General features: G+C 62.9%; 20 protein-coding genes. 7 read left to right on the top strand and 13 right to left on the bottom strand.

Annotation, left to right across the window (positions count from 1 at the left end; all coding sequences use genetic code 11):
* Nucleotides 1-3: 3 nt before the first annotated feature.
* Together codB and G4D79_RS09105 are read right to left on the bottom strand one after the other, a co-directional pair.
* The gene (codB, locus tag G4D79_RS09110; protein WP_099698657.1) at nucleotides 4-1,335 is read right to left on the bottom strand and encodes a cytosine permease; all 1,332 of its coding nucleotides are present in this window, start codon (nucleotides 1,333-1,335) and stop codon (nucleotides 4-6) included.
* Nucleotides 1,332-1,796, bottom strand: a complete 465-nt coding sequence (locus G4D79_RS09105; RefSeq protein WP_003940577.1) for a nucleoside deaminase — start codon at nucleotides 1,794-1,796, stop codon at nucleotides 1,332-1,334. The genes codB and G4D79_RS09105 overlap by 4 nt, the downstream gene beginning before the upstream one ends.
* 175 nt (nucleotides 1,797-1,971) lie before the next feature.
* Between G4D79_RS09105 and G4D79_RS09100 the strand changes: the two genes are divergently transcribed.
* Nucleotides 1,972-3,492, top strand: coding sequence for a PucR family transcriptional regulator (locus tag G4D79_RS09100; RefSeq protein WP_228401375.1), 1,521 nt, complete (start codon nucleotides 1,972-1,974; stop codon nucleotides 3,490-3,492).
* A gap of 26 nt (nucleotides 3,493-3,518) precedes the next feature.
* On the top strand, nucleotides 3,519-4,163 hold the full coding sequence (locus G4D79_RS09095) for an SUMF1/EgtB/PvdO family nonheme iron enzyme (protein WP_063316032.1): 645 nt from the start codon (nucleotides 3,519-3,521) through the stop codon (nucleotides 4,161-4,163).
* Here the strand turns inward: G4D79_RS09095 and G4D79_RS09090 are convergent.
* On the bottom strand, nucleotides 4,146-4,721 hold the full coding sequence (locus G4D79_RS09090) for an AAA family ATPase (protein WP_099698656.1): 576 nt from the start codon (nucleotides 4,719-4,721) through the stop codon (nucleotides 4,146-4,148). The genes G4D79_RS09095 and G4D79_RS09090 overlap by 18 nt on opposite strands.
* Nucleotides 4,722-4,739: 18 nt before the next feature.
* Nucleotides 4,740-5,849: a DUF6670 family protein gene (locus tag G4D79_RS09085; protein WP_065454953.1), complete on the bottom strand. Its 1,110-nt coding sequence runs from the start codon at nucleotides 5,847-5,849 to the stop codon at nucleotides 4,740-4,742.
* Between the two features lie 146 nt (nucleotides 5,850-5,995).
* Here G4D79_RS09085 and G4D79_RS09080 point away from each other — a divergent pair, with 146 nt between their 5' ends.
* Genes G4D79_RS09080 through G4D79_RS09070 form a run of 3 tightly spaced genes read left to right on the top strand, consistent with a single transcriptional unit; the run spans nucleotide 5,996 to nucleotide 8,269 of the window.
* Nucleotides 5,996-6,838 (top strand): alpha/beta hydrolase, encoded by an 843-nt coding sequence (locus G4D79_RS09080; RefSeq protein ID WP_019745522.1) that lies wholly within the window; start codon nucleotides 5,996-5,998, stop codon nucleotides 6,836-6,838.
* Nucleotides 6,839-6,840: 2 nt separating this feature from the next.
* Nucleotides 6,841-7,407, top strand: coding sequence for an NTP transferase domain-containing protein (locus G4D79_RS09075; RefSeq protein WP_007729982.1), 567 nt, complete (start codon nucleotides 6,841-6,843; stop codon nucleotides 7,405-7,407).
* A 58-nt stretch (nucleotides 7,408-7,465) separates the two neighbouring features.
* Nucleotides 7,466-8,269 carry a transglutaminase family protein gene (locus G4D79_RS09070; RefSeq protein ID WP_007729981.1) on the top strand — a complete coding sequence of 268 codons (804 nt, stop codon included), beginning with the start codon at nucleotides 7,466-7,468 and terminating at the stop codon, nucleotides 8,267-8,269.
* A 6-nt stretch (nucleotides 8,270-8,275) separates the two neighbouring features.
* Here the strand turns inward: G4D79_RS09070 and G4D79_RS09065 are convergent, their stop codons facing one another.
* The 5 genes from G4D79_RS09065 to G4D79_RS09045 all read right to left on the bottom strand — a co-directional run bounded on the left by G4D79_RS09065 (nucleotide 8,276) and on the right by G4D79_RS09045 (nucleotide 12,356).
* Complete coding sequence (locus G4D79_RS09065) at nucleotides 8,276-9,247, bottom strand: alpha/beta hydrolase (RefSeq protein ID WP_099698655.1); 972 nt, start codon at nucleotides 9,245-9,247, stop codon at nucleotides 8,276-8,278.
* Between the two features lie 143 nt (nucleotides 9,248-9,390).
* Entirely contained in the window at nucleotides 9,391-9,828 is a 438-nt protein-coding gene (locus G4D79_RS09060; protein WP_007729979.1) for an SRPBCC family protein, read from the bottom strand.
* Between the two features lie 10 nt (nucleotides 9,829-9,838).
* Nucleotides 9,839-10,378 (bottom strand): LiaF domain-containing protein, encoded by a 540-nt coding sequence (locus G4D79_RS09055; RefSeq protein WP_030536533.1) that lies wholly within the window; start codon nucleotides 10,376-10,378, stop codon nucleotides 9,839-9,841.
* Nucleotides 10,379-10,424: 46 nt separating this feature from the next.
* A complete protein-coding gene (locus tag G4D79_RS09050) occupies nucleotides 10,425-10,955 on the bottom strand; it encodes a gluconokinase (RefSeq protein ID WP_003940404.1) in 531 nt (176 codons plus the stop codon).
* 12 nt (nucleotides 10,956-10,967) lie between these two features.
* Nucleotides 10,968-12,356 carry a GntP family permease gene (locus G4D79_RS09045; RefSeq protein ID WP_003939838.1) on the bottom strand — a complete coding sequence of 463 codons (1,389 nt, stop codon included), beginning with the start codon at nucleotides 12,354-12,356 and terminating at the stop codon, nucleotides 10,968-10,970.
* Between the two features lie 133 nt (nucleotides 12,357-12,489).
* Here G4D79_RS09045 and G4D79_RS09040 point away from each other — a divergent pair, with 133 nt between their 5' ends.
* Entirely contained in the window at nucleotides 12,490-13,218 is a 729-nt protein-coding gene (locus G4D79_RS09040; protein ID WP_047272025.1) for a FadR/GntR family transcriptional regulator, read from the top strand.
* A 97-nt stretch (nucleotides 13,219-13,315) separates the two neighbouring features.
* Complete coding sequence (locus G4D79_RS09035) at nucleotides 13,316-14,323, top strand: NAD(P)H-dependent glycerol-3-phosphate dehydrogenase (RefSeq protein ID WP_003940093.1); 1,008 nt, start codon at nucleotides 13,316-13,318, stop codon at nucleotides 14,321-14,323.
* A gap of 54 nt (nucleotides 14,324-14,377) precedes the next feature.
* On the opposite strand, the gene G4D79_RS09030 is transcribed toward G4D79_RS09035, so the two are convergent.
* From G4D79_RS09030 to G4D79_RS09015, 4 genes are all read right to left on the bottom strand, one after another.
* Nucleotides 14,378-15,214: an NAD(P)-dependent oxidoreductase gene (locus tag G4D79_RS09030; protein ID WP_099698654.1), complete on the bottom strand. Its 837-nt coding sequence runs from the start codon at nucleotides 15,212-15,214 to the stop codon at nucleotides 14,378-14,380.
* Nucleotides 15,215-15,387: 173 nt separating this feature from the next.
* Entirely contained in the window at nucleotides 15,388-16,107 is a 720-nt protein-coding gene (locus tag G4D79_RS09025) for a M50 family metallopeptidase (protein ID WP_003940327.1), read from the bottom strand.
* Nucleotides 16,104-17,291, bottom strand: coding sequence for an ATP-binding protein (locus G4D79_RS09020; protein WP_007729973.1), 1,188 nt, complete (start codon nucleotides 17,289-17,291; stop codon nucleotides 16,104-16,106). The genes G4D79_RS09025 and G4D79_RS09020 overlap by 4 nt, the downstream gene beginning before the upstream one ends.
* Nucleotides 17,292-17,410: 119 nt before the next feature.
* Entirely contained in the window at nucleotides 17,411-18,472 is a 1,062-nt protein-coding gene (locus tag G4D79_RS09015; protein ID WP_099698653.1) for an FAD-binding oxidoreductase, read from the bottom strand.
* Nucleotides 18,473-18,931 lie beyond the last annotated feature (459 nt).

Here is an 18,931-nt window from a genome sequence, read left to right as displayed (position 1 = left end):
GATTCAGACGGTGGAGGTCGAGACCTCCCGATCTGCCGAGCTGTTGCCAAACACCCGGTGCAGGAACATCGTCAGAGCAATTGCTACGACGATGCCGATCAGCGGCGGGATTCCCACCTCGAACTCACCGGAAAGCCAAGCGAGGAACGCTGCGACGGCATAGACGGCCAGGTTTCGCCAGTGGACCGGCTGCGGGGTGTACCCCTCGGGTATGCCTCGCCGCCACCGGCACAGGAAGTCAGCGATGATCACGCCGCCCAATGGCGGGATGAAAGTTCCGAGCAGACTCAGGTAGTCGACCAGATGGTTGTGCACACCGGTCAGAGCGAGCGCCGTGCCGATCACACATCCACCGATGACGAACGGGGTCTTGCGAGGCTTTCTGAACAGTTCGGCACCGGCCACTCCGAAGGCGTATGCGGTGTCTGCGTTGCTCTTCCAGAGGTTTCCGAACAGCAAGACCAGGCCCCAGCCGACAAGCCCGAGGTTGTAGAGGATCAACACGAAGTCACCCTCGTGGAACGTGATGGCTCCGATGGCGCCGAACAGGATCATCAATCCGTTTCCGAGGAGGAACCCGATAACGCAGGCCCACACCGCTTGTGATCCGGAACGGGCAAACCTGGTCCAGTTGGGCGCTTGCGTTCCCGCCGATACAAACGTGCCGACCACAGTGGTGATTGCGAGCGCGATCGTCATGGTCGTCTGCGGTTGAACCGAGACCAGGCCGGAGAACCCACCGACTTCCTCGAGGGACCGGAATACGACCCAGCAGGCCAACGCCAGGATCAAGGGCGTCGAGACGAGCGAGACCCAATACATTCCGCGGTAGCCGTAGCAGGCGGTGATGCACATCAAGATGCTCGCCGCGATCATCACCGACGCCCGCGCGAGATAGGAATCCCAGCCCAATGCCTGCGCGGTGAGATCGCCGATCGTGCCGATGATGACTCCGTACCAGCCGATCTGGGTACCGCCCAGCAGGATCGAAGCGAGCTTGGACCCGCGAGTGCCGAAACTGTAGCGCGCCATCACAACTGTTGTCAGCCCGGTTCGGGCTCCGACGAACCCCATCATGGCGACGTAGACCCCCAAGATGGCGGATCCGGCGGCGATCACCACCATCAGTTTCCAGAACGAGAACGCGGTACCGAGCGCTGCTCCGGCCAACATCGTCGGTGTGAAGATGGTGAACCCCAGCAACACCACCGCGAGCGAGAAGAACGGCTTACGTGCATGAAGCGGAACCGGAGTGACGGGATAGTCTGGATCGATCGGGTGGCCTGCGCTCTCCGAATCGCCTGCGACCGTGGCAGGTTCGACGGCGCTGCTCATACAACTTCGCCGATGTCTTCGAGCCACAGGCTCGGGCGCTCGGCCAGCATGCGGTCCATCAGTGCCACACACTCCGCGTCGTCGACGACGTCGACCTGAATTCCGCTGCTGCGCAACCATTCCTCCGATGCCTCGAAGGAACGATTTTCGCCGACCACGATTCGAGGGATCTCGTACAGGCGCGCCGTTCCGGCGCACATGAAGCACGGCGACAAAGTCGTGTAGAGGACACACTCGCGATACACCGAGGCCGGCAGTCGTCCGGCGCGCTCGATGCAGTCGGTCTCTCCATGACGGATGGCGCTGTTCATCTGGACCCGACGGTTACGTCCGACTGCGAGAACCTCGCCCCGGTGAATCAGCGCCGCGCCGATCGGCACGCCGCCCTCCTCCCAACCGATCTTCGCCTGTTCGATCGCAAGTCCGAGAAAATACTCATCGGTGTGTGCCGGATGATTCATGTGCGCTCCTGGAGTCTGACCAAAATCGTCGATTGTGGCTCGTGTCACAATCCGACCACGGTGGTAACAGCCCGACAAGGGACAACCTGTCAGTTCGGCAGAACTAGCTCTATGACGAAGTGCCCCCTCGGCGGACGATATAGAAATGCTCCCGACTCTGCGACAAGTTCTTGCGATGCCCTCGTTCAAGGCCGCCGCAATCGAGGTGCTCGCGGGCGACATCGATACCGCGGTGGTCCGCTGGGTCCATTCGTCCGAGGTGTACGAGATGGGTGGGCTGCTGTCCGGAGGTGAGGTCCTTCTGACCACGGGCCTCGGTCTGCACGGGCGATCTCCCGAGCAGCTCACCGCCTACATCGACCAATTGGCGGACGCGGGATGCGTCGCACTCGCGATGGAAGTCGGGCGCTCGTTCCTCACGGCCCCTCCCGAACTCGTCGAAGCTTCGCGCCGACGGGGACTCGCGTTCTTGGCCCTGCACGCAGTAGTGCCCTTCGAGCGGATGGTCGAAGACTTTCACGACCTCATGCTCCGCCGCACTCTCGGTTCGGCGCAAGCGGGCGAGCCTGTCTGGCAAGAACTTCTGAGTCTCGTGGTTGCAGGCCAGGGCATGACTGCGCTGCTCGACAAAGTGTCACGACTCGCGGGGTGCGGCGTCGATCTGCTCGACGCGGATGGCAGAACCGTCGAGCGCAGCACAACCGGCGCAGAGCGATCCGAGACCGAACGCACTATCCACGACGTACGCGGCCCGACGAACTCACTCGGTCGACTTGTCCTGTGCGGGCCGGCAACCACACGCCGAACCGCCGTCGCAAACTGCGCCGCCGTCGCGGTAGCTCTGGAACTCGGCCGTCACGGCGATCTCGGCCCAAGACAGTCACTCGCCCAATCGGTGATCACCGACGTGGTGGGCGGTGTGCTCACATCGCACGGCGACTTGTCCGAGCGACTGACAGCGGCCGGGTGGACGCCGTTGTCGGAGGGGCACCACGTCCTCGTCGCCGCTGTCGACATCGATCGGCAAACCCCGGTTCGAGAGCTCGCTGACCAAGTACGCGACGCCGTGCGGGCCGTGCTCGGCTCCTGTGTCGTCGGGACTGCGGCCAATCACGTCATCGTGCTCGCGCATGGGTGGGCGTCCGCATCCCCCGCTCGAGTGCGGACTGCGTTCACCGAAGCCGACGAGCTGCTACGCCGCGGGCCGGGCGGTTCCGCGGTACGCACGCTCGGAGTGGCGACGCCGGTCGCGGATCTGTCGGGCGTCGGGGCTGCGGTCGCGCAAGCTCGCGAAGTCGTCCAGATCGCGCGGCGCTTCGGCTCCCGGACCGGAGTGATCCTCGCGAGGGACGTCGGCGTCCAACGACTGCTCGCCGCCGGAACGACACCCGCTTCGCTGTCCGTGTTCGTAACCGAGCAACTCGGTTCGCTGATCGCATACGACACAGCACATTCCGCCGACCTCGTCCGAACGCTCGACGCGTACCTCGCACATCGGGGCGGCAAGGCGAGAACCGCGGATTTCCTCGGCATTCGGCGTCAGTCGCTTTATGCACGGCTCACGCGTATCGAGAAGCTGATGGGTGTTTCCCTCGACGATCCGGCACAGGTGGTCTGCCTCGGGCTTGCGCTGACCGCATGGCGCATGCGCACCGGCCTTGATCCACAAGCAGCGTTCGAGCGTCTCCCCGGGTGAGCGACAACCTCTGCGATGATGAACGAATGACCGGAGCAGCGGAGTTGATGATCGAGATCCCTGCCGGCGAGGTGCACCTTCGGGACGACCGCAAAGGTACTTCGTGGACCTCGAAAGTCGAATCCTTCCGCCTCGCAAGCCATCTCACCACCAGGGCGCTGCTTCACGGAGATTCGTCGGACGATTCGAGCAAACCAGCGGTCGACCTTTCATGGAAGGACGCCATCGCAACCTGCAACACACTTTCGGCCGCGGACGGTCTGACACCCGCATATCGAGACGTCGACACCGATTCTCCGCAGTGGGACCGGGGCGCAACTGGCTACCGGCTCGCCACCGAGGCCGAGTGGCAGTACGCATGCAAGGCCGGCACCTCCGGCTACCGCTACGGCGAGATCGACGAGATTGCCTGGTACAGCGACAATTCAGAGGGTAGAGCGCATCCCGTCGGAACCAAGACACCCAACAACTGGGGCCTGTACGACATGATCGGCAATGTCTGGGAATGGTGCTGGGATCTCTACGACCCCGAGGTTTACGGCACGTACCGGATCTTCCGCGGCGGCAGTTGGGCCGAAAGTGAGCGCGGTTGCGGCGCTACCGTAAGGAGGCGAAGCCACCCGACGTTTGCTATCGACGACTTGGGATTTCGCCTAGCTCAGACGATCTGAGGGCAGACGGCCGAGGACTTCGAGCACAGCCTCGATCTCTTCTCGACTGCGAAGCCTAACTATCGGCAACGACGGCACATCGACAAGAACCGTGGCCATACGCCCGACGTTGCGTCCGTCGGTTCGCCAGGCCCAGCGCACCACGTGATCCGGATCGAACAGAATGGTATGCAGCGGCGGCTCCATGTTGCGATTCCACAACACCTCTCGCTGCAATCGCCGACGCACGGTTCGTGTGATCACCTGGCGCATCACCGTCCGCCGAGGCAGATCCAACCACAGCATCAGGTCCGCACGCTCGGCCAGAAGTCGACGCACCGCACCGTACTGCCACTCGGTCACCCAGGCCGGCTCGCTGGAAAAGCGTCGTACTTCGGTTTCGAAACTGTCGAGCGGAATCCAGCCGGGCCCGTGGAACAGCGAGTCCAGCTCAGTGTGTTCGATCTCGAGAAGCCGCCCGATTCGACCGGCGAGAGTCGTCTTTCCGGCACCGGAAGTCCCCGCGACAAGGATCTTCTGCGGACGAATCGTCAGCGCGGCGGGGTCTACGAAAGGCACCGATACACCCTAGGGGCCTTACACTTCGCAGTCCACCCATTCGATGTAACCGGTGCCGTTGATCGACGCACCGTCGAAGCTTCCCCGGTAGGTATACGCGCCGACGTATCCCTTGCCGTGACCGTAGCGCCACTCCGAGTCGATCTCCGCCTCGAACTCCACGACCGTCCTACCGTAATCGCGCACCTGCCAACGCAGTACGCGCGGCACACGCATCTCGCGACCCTGTGGGTCGACGTGCAATGCGTCGGCGTACTCGAGCACGTCGAACTCGACGTCGTCGAAGGCCTTCGCACTACCGTCGACAGTCCGAATGTAGGCGAGCTTGCACGCCGAAACCCCTGACGCTCGAACATCGGTGAGCAACAACTGATGCCGGTCGTCCAGTTGAACGATCTGGTAGGTGAAAAAGTCGGCCGGGAGCTTCCACGACTCGGGAAGCGCGCGGCGAGTCAACGATTGCGGTGTCATGCACCGCGCGTACTCGACGGTGCACGGAGCCGAAATACTCACCGGTCCATCCGGACTCGCAATTGTTCCGGAGCACTGTGCCAGCAGACTGACGTGGTCGTAGACGGGATTACGCACGAACCACGACGCTTGGTCCGTTGCCACGATCTCGAGATCGACGTCGAATGAGTCGTATCGCCCGGTGACACGGAAGTTCGGATAGCTGTTCTCGATGATCAGGTTGTCACCGAAGGCGATTCGCGAACCATCTTCTTCGAACGCACACTCATCGGCAGCGTCGTACGCCCGGTAGAAGTGATGGCCCGGCGCTGCGGTGGAACTCAGCACGGTTGCGGTGTTTCGCGCGTCTGGTGCAGCGAGATAGTCGTTGTCGAACACCACCGTCCCGGTTGCACCGATCAACGTCATGGTGTTGAGGTAACGGAAAGGCCCTGGCAGCCGGGGAACGAAGATCCCGTAGTGCGTCCACGCAAACTTCCGCGAAGCCAGGTGCGGACGCATCATGTCGGGCCGATCGAACGGGCGTACCGATTCCGCCATTCGCTTGTCGATCAGCGGTAGCGCGCCGTCCAGCAAAGCCCGAACCGCGGGTCGCCACAATCGGCGCGAGCGGGTGGCGGGAACAGGGTCGGAACGATCAACGGTTTGTCCGGTCACGCCCCTAAGTTAATGTAACCAGACGTAACAAACAAGTGTCGAATTTTCCTCGACGACCTCACACCCTGAACACCCGCGCCCTGCGCACGCGGCGAATAGCATGTGAGAATCCGCGTACCGGAACCGGTCGCAGAGAGGGCGCAACAATGCAGCACGAAGAGTCGTCGTTCACCGGAGTGGCCGGCACCAAGATCGTCTACGACGTGTGGACACCGGACCGCGAACCCACCGGGGTTCTCGTCCTGTGCCACGGACTCGGCGAACACGCGAGGCGCTACGACCATGTTGCTGCGCGGCTCGGGGAACTCGGGCTCATCGTGTACGCACCCGACCATCGCGGGCACGGACGCTCTGGCGGCAAGCGCGTTCACCTCAAGGAATTCTCCGACTTCACCGACGACGTCCACACGTTGTTCTCGATCGTGACGGCGGCACATCCCGGCAAGGACAAGTTCCTGCTCGGGCACAGCATGGGCGGCGCGATCGCCCTTTCCTACGCCCTCGACCATCAGGCCGATCTCAAAGCCCTCGCCCTGTCCGGACCTGCGGTGATCATCGCAACCGGCACTCCGAAGATCGTGATGCAGCTGGGCAAGATCGTCGGCAAATACCTCCCGGACGTGCCCGTCGAGAACCTGGAAGCTGCTGCCGTATCGCGTGATCAGAAGGTCGTCGACAAGTACAACGCCGACCCGCTGGTTCACCACGGCAAGGTTCCCGCCGGCATCGCGCGCGGCATGATCACCGCCGCGGAAGGCTTCCCGGCGCGCCTGCCCTCGCTCACCATTCCCGTACTGCTTCAACACGGCTCGGACGACCGTTTGACGGACCCGGCCGGCAGCAAGCTCGTCGCAGATCTGGCCGGCTCTTCGGATGTCACCTTGAAGGTGTACGACGGCCTGTACCACGAGATCTTCAACGAGCCTGAGCAGGAAGAAGTTCTGAACGATCTGATCGAGTGGCTGCGTCCGCGGGTCACCGGAGCATAGTCATGTCTACGTGCGGGATCCTGCTGGCGGCCGGGGCCGGATCCCGCATGGGCAAACCCAAAGCGCTCGTCACAAACACCGAGGGTCAGTCTTGGCTCCACCACGGGGTGACGACACTGCAGTCCGCAGGCCTCTCACCGGTCATCGTGGTGCTCGGCGCGCAGGCAGAGGACGCCCTCGAACTACTGCCCACCACCGATGTCATTGTGGTGATATCGGATTGGCAACACGGAATGAGCGCGTCACTGCGCTGCGGACTCGAGGCCGCCATGCGAATCGACGACGCAGATGCGGCAGCGATCTCTCTAGTCGACGTCCCGGACCTCAACGCCGACACCGTGACGCGGATCGTGGGTCAGATTTCCCCATCACGAAACATACTGCGAAGAGCTGTCTTTCACGGAAGACCCGGCCATCCCGTCCTGATCGGACGCGACCACTGGCCGACGCTTGCAAAGTCACTCACCGGGGACGGCGGCGCCAACACCTACCTACGCGAACACGGGGTCGAGTTGGTGGAGTGCAGCGACCTCAGCAGCGGCGTCGACGTCGACTATCCCGAAGCCTGATCGCACGTCACAATCCTCCCAGGTGGTGGGTGTCCGTATTCGGTGTAAAGATGGCCCGATGAAACGTACCGTCGCCGCCCTGCTCGACATCGAGATCGACGAGGCGACCAACCTGGAGTTCAAGATCGCGGTGACGCGCGCGCCGGGTGTCGAACTGCTGGAAACGATGTCGTTCGTCCATGACGGCAATCCGCTCGAACCCCGCGAGATCACCGCCGAACACGGTACCCGGATCCACCTACTCGACTGTGCCCCAGGCAAACTGATCGTCAGCTACGACGCAACCGTCATCGGCCGCGCAGAACCGTTGTCGGTCAGCGACTACGACGTGTCGAAATATCTGCGCCCCAGCCGGTATGCCGAGGCCGACAAGTTCTTCGGTTTTGTCGCCGGGCAATTCGATCTCGCCACTCCCCCGGCCGAACTCCTCCTCGAAGTCACTCGCTGGGTGAGTACACATTTGAGTTATGTTCCCGGCACCAGTCGCGGCACCGACAGTGCGGTAGACACCTTGCTCGCCGGCGCCGGAGTGTGCCGCGACTACTCGCACCTGACCATCTCACTGCTGCGCGCCGTGGGGATTCCCGCTCGACTGGTGGCCGTCTACGCGCCGGGCTGCGATCCGATGGATTTTCACGCCGTAGTCGAAGCCAATATCGACCACGTCTGGCGCGTGGTCGATGCAACGCAGTTGGCGCCGCGCAGCAATCTTGTGCGCATCTCGACCGGCCGAGATGCCGCAGACACAGCCTTCCTCGACAATCACGGCGGTTCGATCACGTTGCACGCCTCGGAAGTTCGCGCAGTCGTCGACGGCGTTCTCGACAACGACGACTACGCAACACTCACATCGATCGGCTGAAAAGCGTCAGGCGCTGATCTGGTTCTGCGAGGCCATCGTTCGCTCGAGGAACTTGATCGTGAGATCGACGATCGCCTTCCCCTCCCGAAGAGCTTTCCCGATCACCGGGAAAGCATGGATCTGCCCACTCCAGATGTGCGTTTCGACGGCTTGTCCTGCCTTGATCAAGTTTTCGGTCATGATCTCGACGTCCGGACGCATCAGTTCGTATTCGGCGGACACCAGGAACGACGGCGGAATCAGACTGGCGTCGGCGTTGATCGGCGACTGCGCACCAGGAATCTCGTCCGGACCCTCGAGCCACCGGTCCTTGAGCTTTTCCACCTGTGACATCGGTAGGTAGGCATCACGTTTCATGAAATCGGGATCATGGTCCTCGAGGTTCACGTTGAGAAGAGGGGAATATCCCACCACGGCAGCGGGCCGCGTGATTCCGCGCAGTGCGGCAATTTCGGCGACCTTCATGGCCAGGTATCCGCCCGCCGAGTCACCGGCAACCACAATCTTGTTCGGGTCTTCGGCTGTCTCGAGCAACGCGGTGTACGCGGCCATTGCGTCCTTGACGGAGGTGCCGATGGAACCTTCCGGCAGCTGGCGGTAGCGCACGGAGATCACCGGTACTCCGGCCTTCGCAGAGAGCAAACCGCACAGTGCCCGGTGCGTTGCCAGACCGCAGAAGACGAATCCCCCTCCATGGAAGTAGAGGATCGTGGCGCCGGCCAACTCGCCCTGCGCTTTGCGTGGATGCTGCACCTTCTCGCTGGGCACACCACCCAGCGTGAAAGGCTCGATATCGAGGTTCTTCGGCTTCGGCAGTTTGTCCGCCATCGCGTCGAGTCGCTCGAGTTGGCGGATACCACGTTCGGTGGTCGGCCAGAGGGTGAACATCGGCTTCACGAACGTCCTGGTCAGGCAGAAGATGACCCGCGCTCGCGGACTCGCGTTCCAATGCCATACCGTCGAATCTCGCGTCCGCATAGCGTCCTCCCAGGTCAAGCCGTTTTGTGCATTTGAGTTACACATACTTGTCGGCTGCTGATGTGAACGATAACTGACGCTGCGTCAAAATGACACGACGGGTATGGATCAATTGCTCGAGCGTGTGCAAGTTCTGGTCGCGATCACGGCCGGGAGAGATATGCGCACAGTCCGCGGTGCCCTCCACGCATCATCGCTTCATGATTCCACTCGAACAGCGGCTTCGCGACCTTCGCGGCCAGACCAAGCGCTCCGGACACCGCTACCTGTTGCCGAAATTCGGCTGTGCAACCAGATCCAGCGGGGCGCACCGCCCAGCTACTCCACCCGGTCATTGCGCCGGTGAGACGCACTTTCAGAAAGCGGTCAACTGAGTCTTCCACCTCGCGTCGCCCGAAGACCAGCAGCGTCAGAGGGACAGCGCTGCGGATGGACATGGAGCCTGAATGCTCGTCGATCGTCCCGACTCGGCGTATCTGAGGCCACCACTGCGAATACCGTTCGGCATCCGCGAGAACCTCGTAGACGCGGTCAGCAGAGGCAGGAAGCGTCCAGACGCTGTGGAAGTCGAAGTCGGTCACGGCGTCCGAGCTAGCCGGTACGCACGGTGAGATCGCCGAACAACGAATACGCGACGACACGAATAACCGGTGCACCTGGGCCGGGATCCTGTCGACCCCCGTCGAATTCCCGATCTCCGAAAAGGTCGAAGCCACCCAACTCGACTGAAACACCCTCCGGAACCCGCAGCCTCGTGTCCCCGAAGATCGACACGATGGTGATCGTCGAGGAGGACGCTGTGATGGTTGCCGATCGCAGATCGAACTTGACGTCCCCGAACAACAGCAGAGCGAGTGTCTTTTTCGCCAAAGACCAACGGCCGGAGCGCTTCGTGTCACCGAAGACACCGACGATCGTTGCTTGCGGCGGCGACACCACAGCAGGTGGTGCCGCACTGAACGGCACGATCTGCTCGAGCTGCCCTCGATCTGCGGTGGGCGACCACACCACTGCCGCCTTGTCCGAGTACTCCTCGAGGGTCAAACGCCCCTCACCCACCGCGACTTCCAGACGCGCTTGGGCATCGACACGCAATTGATCGACGTCGTGGCCTTCTTCAGCAGCAGTCACCCAAGCACCGTAACCCGAACCTCGGGTGCTTACACGCCGGGCTTGCTCAGTATTCGAATGTCTCCACCCGTCGCAGGATCTCCTCCGCGATCTTGGCGGGACTCCCGCCCACGTCGACGACGATGGCCTGCTCGTCCGGGTCGACGGCCTCGAGCGTCGAGATCTGGGAGTCGAGCAGCGAGGCGGGCATGTAGTGATCGAGGCGAGCGGTCAATCGCTGGCCGATCTGATCCCGCGAACCGGCGAGGTGCACGAACACGACGTGCTCACCGCGAAGCACGTCGCGGTAGCTGCGCTTGAGTGCCGAACACGTGACGATGCCCGGCTGACCGGCGTCGGTATGGCTCTTGATCCAGACGGCGATCTTGTCGAGCCAGGGCCAGCGGTCTTCGTCGTTCAACGGATGCCCGGTCGCCATCTTGTCGATGTTCGCCTGCGGATGCAGATCGTCGCCTTCTTGAAGGTCCCAACCCATCGCTCCGGCGAGCATGCCGCCGACCGTCGACTTTCCCGAACCCGAGACACCCATCAGGACGAGCACGGGATACTGCTTCTGCTGTGCCGCTTCGCTGTTCATGTGCTCGCCTACCTAGATGAATGCGCTCAACACGAGCACTCCGGCCAGGCCCGATACCGAGATGATGCATTCCATCACGGTCCAGGTCTTGAGGTTCTGTACCACGCTGACGCCCAGATACTCCTTCACCAACCAGAATCCGGCGTCGTTGACGTGCGAGAGGAAGAGCGAGCCCGCACCGATCGCCAACACCATCAGCGAGACATGTGCGGACGAGAGGTCTGCCGCAACCGGAGCGAGGATGCCCGACGCCGTCACTGTTGCCACCGTTGCCGAACCCGTTGCGACGCGGATCAATACCGCCACCAGCCAGGCCAGGAACAGCACGGGAAGGCTGCTGCCCTTGATCGCGTCGGCGATCACTCCGGCGATACCGGTGTCGATCAGGACCTGTTTGAAACCGCCACCGGCGCCGACGATCAACAAGATGCCTGCGATGGGAGGTAGGGAACTCTCGAGTGACTTCGAGATGGCCTTGCGGTCCATTCCGCCGCCGCGACCCAGCAGCACCATACCGACCAGAACCGCGAGACCCAAAGCCACAACGGGTGTTCCGAGGAAGTCGAGGACGGACTTGGGGAGTGCCTCGGAATCGGGTGCGATCACGTCTGCAAATGCCTTGCCCAGCATGAGAACAACCGGCAGGAGGATCGCTGCGAGGGTAGCCGCGAACGAGGGACGCTGCTTCTTCTCTTCCTCGCCTCGATCTTCGCCTGTGACAAAAAGATCCGGGACCTTCACGTCGACCCACCGCGCGGCGTACTTACTGAAGACCGGTCCGGCGAGAACAACCGTGGGGATCGCGACGAGGACACCGAGAGCGAGGGTGAGGCCGAGGTTTGCGTTCAAAGCCGAGACGGCAACCAGTGGCCCGGGGTGCGGGGGAACCAAACCGTGCATGGCCGAGAGGCCGGCGAGGGTGGGGATCGCGATGCGCATCAGGGACAAGCCGGAACGCCGCGCGACGAGGATGATGACCGGCATCAACAGGACGAGACCGATTTCGAAGAACATCGGCAGACCGATCACTGCGCCGACCAGAGCCATGGTCCACGGAAGCGCCTTGGTGCTGGAACGGCCGACCAGCGTGTCGACCACTCGGTCGGCACCGCCGGAATCGGCGAGGAGTTTGCCGAACATCGCGCCGAAACCGATCAGGATTCCAACGCTTCCCATGGTCGACCCGAAGCCTGTCGCGAATGCCGCGACCGACTCGGCCGATCCGAGGCCGGCCGCCAGACCGACACCAACCGCACCGATGGACAGTGCGAGGAAGGGGTGCAGGTCGAGCCAGGTGATCAGCGCGATGATAACCGCGACGCCGGCGACTGCAGCGATGATCAATCGTGCGTCGCTACCAGCGGGGACGACCTCGGCCGCCAGCAATGCTGTGGTGTTCATAGGGACTCCCAGTCCGATGAGTGATTGAGGTCACTGTTCCTTAATTAACCTACAATTTCAAGAGCAGACACTAATTTGTAGTATTTATTCGGCTTCCACCGGGCTTACTCCATACGCATGGGACGATCTACGTATGCCTTCTGTCCCGTTTCAGCAGTTACACGACTCGATGCTGGAACAGCTCGGCCAAGACATAGTCGGTGGTGTGCTCGCTCCGGGTACCACGATCTCCGCCGACGAGGTGGCAACGCGCTACGACGTGTCGCGAACCGTCATCCGCGAAGTTGTCCGCGTTCTCGAATCCCTCGGACTTGCCTCGGTTCGTCGACGCGTCGGAATCACCATCCTGGGCTCCGAACACTGGAACTCGCTCGACCCCAATGTCATCCGCTGGCAACTGGCCGGTCCTGATCGGTTCGAGCAGCTGTCTATCCTCAGCGAACTCCGTTCCGGCATCGAACCTCTGGCTGCGCGACTCGCCGCAACTCGCGCCACACCTGAGCAGTGCGGCGCTCTCACTGCAGCCGTCATCGGCATGTCAGCTACCTCTCGCGCTGCCGATACCGACGCATATCTCGGCCATGATTCCGACTTTCACCGCACACTGCTCGCCGCTTCCGGCAACCCGATGCTGCGGGCGATGTCGCAGATCGTCGTCGAGATACTCGAAGGCCGCACCCGCCACTCGTTGATGCCCCACGAGGCCGACCCCGAAGCGATTCACCTGCACGGAGTGGTCGCATCTGCTATTCAGGCCGGGGACGCCGACGCCGCGGAAGCCGCCATGCGCTCGATCGTCGCGGAATCCGCAGAAGCGGTCGAAACAATGCGCGAAAGCCCCGAACCGCCGCCTCATCTGTAAGTCGAGCCACAGACTCGGCGGAATTGGCCCGCAACTGCTCCGCAAGTGGAACGCTTGGCGCCATGACAGCACTCGCTACCCAGAACAGCGCACTCTGATGGCCCGCCCGGTACGCGTCGTCGTCCTCGGTGCCGGATCGTGGGGAACCACGGTGGCCGGCCTCGCCGCCCGCAACACCCCGACCCTGTTGTGGGCACGCAATTCCGAAGCAGCCGACGAGATCAATTCGCAACGGACCAACTCCAAATACCTTGGTGAGCGCAAACTTCCCAAGGGGCTCAAGGCAACCTCGGATCTGGTCGAAGCCGCCCGCGAGGCGGATGTACTCGTATGCGGGGTGCCATCGCACGCCGTTCGCTCCACCCTCGCCGAGATCGCCAACGAGGTTCGGGCGTGGGTCCCGGTGTTGTCACTGTCCAAGGGTCTCGAGCCCGGCACCCGGCAGCGCCCCACCGAAGTGATCGCCGAGTGCCTGCCCGGCCATCCCGTCGGACTGCTCGCGGGCCCCAACATCGCCAAGGAGATCGTCGACGGCATGGCCGCGGCATCGGTCGTGGCCACCCAGGACGATCGCGTCGCCGCCGCGCTGCAACCCCTGTTCGCGTCGTCGGTCTTCCGCGTCTACCGCAACACCGACGTGCTCGGCTGCGAACTCGGCGGCATCCTCAAGAACATCGTTGCCATCGCCTCGGGCATGGCCGACGGCCTGGGAGTCGGTGACAACACTCGTGCGATGGTGCTCGCACGCGGCCTCGCCGAGATGACTCGACTCGGTGAAGCGATGGGCGCCAACCCGCGCACCTTTGCCGGCTTGACGGGCGTCGGCGATCTGATTGCCACCTGCATGGCTCCGACTTCTCGCAATCGTCGCGTCGGCGAAGCTCTGGCGCAGGGATTGACCGTCGAGGAGGCGGTAGCCAAGCTCGGCCAGGTTGCCGAGGGCGTCAAGACTGCCCCCACCGTCATGGATCTGGCCCGTGAATACGGTGTCGACATGCCGATTGCCGCGGAGGTCGAGGCCGTCATCGGCGGTCGCCAAAGTGCCAGCGACGCATATCGCGGACTTCAGAAGGTTGCCCCGGGCGGCGAGCACGAGGTGGCGTGAGGAAGATCTACAGTTATCTAGCGATTTGGCTAGATACCTGTAGATCGCCCGAGATCACGGAATTGGCGCGTCGACGAAGATGTCGATCGCCAACGGTGACCGACCGCCGTACTGCGAGAAATCCGAGATCCCCGCCTCGCGCAAGATCTCGACGTCGAGCACTGTACGACCGGTATCCGTGCCGGCGGGACGCCCGAGAATCTCGACAACCGCATCGGCCATGATCTCGGGTGAACGCGAGTGCTCGATACTGTCGTCTCCCCCGAGCAGGTTTCCGACAGCGGCCGTGGCGATCATGGTCTCCGGCCACAGGCAATTACTCGAAATCGGTGCACCTGAATACTCTGCGGCGATGCCCAAGGCCGCCAATGTCATTCCGTATTTGGCCAGCATGTAGCCCGGATGAGCACCCAACCAGTGCGGCGAAAAGTTGAGCGGTGGCGACAGCGTCAATACGTGCGCGTTGGCCGAAACCTGAAGGTACGGAAGGCAGGCGCGGGTGAGCGCGAATGTGCCACGGACGTTGACCTGCTGCATCAGATCGAATCGCTTCATCGCGAGATCTTCGGTTTTCGAGATGTCGAGGACGCTCGCGTTGTTGACCACGATGTCGATGCCACCGAAGTGCTCTACCGCTGCAGCCACGGCCCGCGCGATGTCGTCGTCGTTCCTCACGTCGCCGACGACCGGAACGGCATGACCCTCGAGCTCGTTCAACTCGTCCACAGCCGTGTGGATAGTTCCGGGCAGCCTGGGATCCGGCGTATCGGTCTTGGCGAGCAACACGATATTTCCGCCGCGGCGCGCTATCGCACGGGCGATGGCAAGTCCGATGCCACGGCTTCCCCCGGACATGATCGCGGTTCGCCCGCGGAAGTTCTTGTCGTCCAAAACGAATCCTTGTCATCGTCGACGGTCTTAGTCGTTGCGGGTGTGGCCGTGTGAAGTCCCCACACGGCCACTCGTCGACTTCCACGATATGAGCGCCTTCATGCGATGACTACGTCCGCAGAGCATCAACAATCGTTGGTCCGTTGTCCTGACGGGACAACGGATCAATCCGGTCAGCCACCCACTGGGCGCAGAATCCACCATCCGCCGAGCACGAGCACCGCGACGTTCACGAGCAGAAACAAACCGACCCAGACGATCGCGGGTATCGGTGAGAGCCTGGCCAATTGGTCGGCGTCCGAGTCCGGTGCCCCGCCTCGTCGCATTCGCTGCCGTTGAAGTTCCACGACCGGGCGTGGTCCGGCAAAGAGGAGGAAGAGCGTCAGGAAGTACGCTGCGGCCACTTGCTGCTCCTGGGTCCCCCACCAGACGAGCCCGAACAACACGGCTCCCACGACTGCAAGTGAGAAGACTCCGTAGAGGTTCCGGATCAGGACCATCATCACCGCGATGACGAATACGCCGATCCACAGCACCGAGACCGCACGCTGCGCGCCCAACAACCCGGCCGCGCCGAGTCCGAGAATCGACGGTCCGACGTACCCCGCGAACGTCATCAGAATGACGCCGAAGCCGGTCGGTTTGCCCGACGAAATCGCGACACCCGACGTATCCGAATGCAGGCGAAGACCTTTCAACCGTCGACCGACCAGGACGGCGACGATCAGATGAGCGCCCTCGTGTGCGATGGTGACGACGTTGCGGGCGATCCGCCACAGGTGTGGTTCGAGAACGATGATCACGGCGATCAACGCGGCCAGTTGAACCACCCAGGCCGGCGGATTGGGACTGAGCGCCGCCACCCGATCCCACGCGGTTTCGAGCGCGTTCACTCCGCTTGTCCGCGCAGGTATCGGCCGAAGTGCGGGACCGTGAATCCGATGGATCCACGTTCTGCCGAATAGATCAGCCCCTTCTTGATCAGTCCATCGCGTGCCGGCGACAGGGAAGCCGGTTTGCGCCCCAACTCGACGGCGATCTTCGCGGTTGCGACGGGCCCGTCGTCACCGGCGAGATCGGCCATGGCGCGCATGTACTCACGCTCCGCGGGCGTTGCTCGCTCGTACCGCGATCCGAAGAAACCGACAGCGAGTTCTTCCTCAGCCGTCGGCGCGCCGACGCGCACGTCTTCTGCCGTGATCGGACTCGACGCCGCCACATCCCACGTGGCCTTTCCGTAGGCCTGAACGAAGTACGGGTACCCGTCAGCCGCTTCGTACAGAGCGTCGAGCGCGGATTCGGTGAACTCGACGTCCTCACGCTCGGCAGGTGCGATCAGTGCCTGATCTGCAGCTTCACGCTCGAGGCGGTCGATCCGGTGGTAGCTGAACAGGCGCTCCGAGTAGCTTTTCGACGCCGACAGCACAGCAGGCAGATGCGGAAGCCCTGCACCGACGACGATCAGCGGTGCCGCGTCCTGACTCAACTCGTGGCAGGCCCCGCAGATCGCCGAGACATCCGCGGCACCGAGGTCCTGCATCTCGTCGATGAAGATGGCGATCCCGACGCCGACATCTCTGGCCAGCGACGACGCGTCGAGCAGCAACTCGACCAGGTCGATCTCGATGTCGCCGCTGTCCGCGCGACCTTTGATCGCAGGTGCGTCGATGCCTGGTTGCCAGCGCTCGCGCATTCCCTTGTCTGCAGTGGCGCGTAGGGCAAACGATTTGAGGACTCCGAGGAACTGCTCGACTCGCTCCGGATCGCGATGGGAGACCGCGATCTCTCGGACTGCCATGTGGAGCGCTGACGAGAGTGGGCGTCGTAAATCCTGATCGGGGCGCGCCTCGATCTTGCCGGTCCCCCAACTTCGGGAGATCGCGGCCGAACGCAACTGATTGAGCAGGACGGTCTTGCCGACGCCACGCAATCCGGTGAGGACAACACTTCGTTCCGGGCGGCCACGCGCAATTCGCTCGAGAACGACGTCGAAGGCGTCGATCTGCTTGTCGCGCCCGGCGAGTTCCGGCGGGCGTTGACCGGCACCGGGGGCATACGGATTGCGCACGGGGTCCATGCCCATCGACGGTACAAGCCGAGTAGACGAATATCCCGCTCTCTAGCGCGTGTCCTAGAGAGAACTAGGAACCGCAATATCGGCTCGAACCTTGTCGAACCGGGCTCCGGCGTCGTCGTCTAACCGTCCAGGGTTGACGCTCGGGCGAAGTCCCCGGCCACGTGGGCTCCAATTGCTCCGGCCAGAATGATCGCCGGATGCGTCGCGGCCAGATAGAGCCCCGACACGCCTTCGGCGAAGCTCAGCAGCGGGCGGCCACCACGCGGGATGGGACGGTCAGCGACTACCGCCTCGATCAGTTCCACTTGGTCACCGTCCTCGAGCTGACTGCGGATCGCGTGCAGCGTCGGCCCCGCAAGCTCACGAGCATCTCCGGAGAACCCGACCGGAACATCTTCAGCCGCAATCAGTGTCGTGTCGTCCAATTGCCGGATCTCGAAATCCGGAGAGGAGAGTATTCCGTTCACCAATGGGTGGGGTGTCGAGAATCTGATGAGGCAACACGGGGAGGCGTCGACCTCGACGTCGACTCCCGCCGACGCCGCGAGTCCAGGAATCGCGGTACCCGCAGCGAGCACGGTGGCCGACCCGTAGACGGGACCGTCGGCAGTCATTACTCCGCACACTCTCATGCCCTCCGTGAGCACCCCGAGCGCACTGACATCGGAATACACTGTGGCACCGTACTCTTCGGCACCTCGCAGGAGCGATCGAGCGAACGCAACCGGATCAACGCCACCGTCATCAGGCGCGCAGGCTGCCACTAACGGGGCCGTCCGTAATCCCGGCTCACGAGCAAGGATTTCCTCTTTACCGATGAGGTCGACGGGATGGCCGAGTGCTCGATGCGCGTCGACGAACTTTCGAGTCTCCGCTTCCGTCGTCTCCCACGTGATCGCGCCTCTGCGGCGCAGACCGAATGGCTCGACGAGTTCGCGCTCCAGTCGGTCGAGCTCGAGTGCGACGCCATGTCGGAACGGATCGGAGTAGGTTTCTGCTGCACTCTTCGAGAGGCCGACCCAGGCAAACGAGTTGCCGGTCACCCCTCCCGCCACCGAGCCCCGCTCGAGCACGGTGACTCGGAGACCAACGCGCGCCAGGTGATACGCGATCGACGCACCGACGACACCGGCACCAATCACCAGGATCGGGCTGTCGTTTCGACCATTCGGATGCGTCACCAGTGGACCATATCTGCGAGCCGCAACCTGGATCCACTCGATTTGGATGCGAGGACTTCGGCGGTTAATGGAGGACTAGGCCTGTTCCCGCTCGGCGGCGAGAGCGACCGCCCGTTCGAAGGTATGGACGAGCACTGCACGCCGAGCACCCTAAACTCGAGCCACTCCCCACGCGGTGAACCTGCGGTCACCAGTCATCGGAGTACACGCAGCAGTTCCCAAAAGAGAACAACAACCGCCCGTGGGCACCGACAGGCCCGCCAGACCGGGCGTAAAGCCCGCCCAGTCTTGTCGCCAAGTCGCCGATCAGGTAACCCGAGGTCATCCGCGCGCTGATGCTTTGAGGCTGTCGACATTGGCGACGGGTCGCACTGGTGAACGCCCAGTCGTGGCCGAGGCCCTAAAGAAGCCCTCCAACAACCGATCCCGACTTCAGGTCGCATCACCCCCAGAACACCG

This window comes from Rhodococcus sp. WY5 (assembly GCF_018588185.1).
GTDB classification, from domain to species: domain Bacteria; phylum Actinomycetota; class Actinomycetes; order Mycobacteriales; family Mycobacteriaceae; genus Rhodococcus_F; species Rhodococcus_F qingshengii.
The sequence above is the reverse complement of the archived record's forward strand: the minus strand, read 5'-3'. Positions and strand labels throughout refer to the sequence as shown.

Bases quoted from the DNA above. Each gene is read 5' to 3' on its own strand.
- codB (WP_099698657.1), bottom strand. From the start codon at position 1,335: ATGAGCAGCGCCGTCGAACCTGCCACGGTCGCAGGCGATTCGGAGAGC.
- G4D79_RS09105 (WP_003940577.1), bottom strand. From the start codon at position 1,796: ATGAATCATCCGGCACACACCGATGAGTATTTTCTCGGACTTGCGATC.
- G4D79_RS09100 (WP_228401375.1), top strand. From the start codon at position 1,972: ATGCCCTCGTTCAAGGCCGCCGCAATCGAGGTGCTCGCGGGCGACATC.
- G4D79_RS09095 (WP_063316032.1), top strand. From the start codon at position 3,519: ATGACCGGAGCAGCGGAGTTGATGATCGAGATCCCTGCCGGCGAGGTG.
- G4D79_RS09080 (WP_019745522.1), top strand. From the start codon at position 5,996: ATGCAGCACGAAGAGTCGTCGTTCACCGGAGTGGCCGGCACCAAGATC.
- G4D79_RS09075 (WP_007729982.1), top strand. From the start codon at position 6,841: ATGTCTACGTGCGGGATCCTGCTGGCGGCCGGGGCCGGATCCCGCATG.
- G4D79_RS09070 (WP_007729981.1), top strand. From the start codon at position 7,466: ATGAAACGTACCGTCGCCGCCCTGCTCGACATCGAGATCGACGAGGCG.
- G4D79_RS09065 (WP_099698655.1), bottom strand. From the start codon at position 9,247: ATGCGGACGCGAGATTCGACGGTATGGCATTGGAACGCGAGTCCGCGA.
- G4D79_RS09050 (WP_003940404.1), bottom strand. From the start codon at position 10,955: ATGAACAGCGAAGCGGCACAGCAGAAGCAGTATCCCGTGCTCGTCCTG.
- G4D79_RS09045 (WP_003939838.1), bottom strand. From the start codon at position 12,356: ATGAACACCACAGCATTGCTGGCGGCCGAGGTCGTCCCCGCTGGTAGC.
- G4D79_RS09040 (WP_047272025.1), top strand. From the start codon at position 12,490: ATGCCTTCTGTCCCGTTTCAGCAGTTACACGACTCGATGCTGGAACAG.
- G4D79_RS09035 (WP_003940093.1), top strand. From the start codon at position 13,316: ATGGCCCGCCCGGTACGCGTCGTCGTCCTCGGTGCCGGATCGTGGGGA.
- G4D79_RS09020 (WP_007729973.1), bottom strand. From the start codon at position 17,291: ATGGACCCCGTGCGCAATCCGTATGCCCCCGGTGCCGGTCAACGCCCG.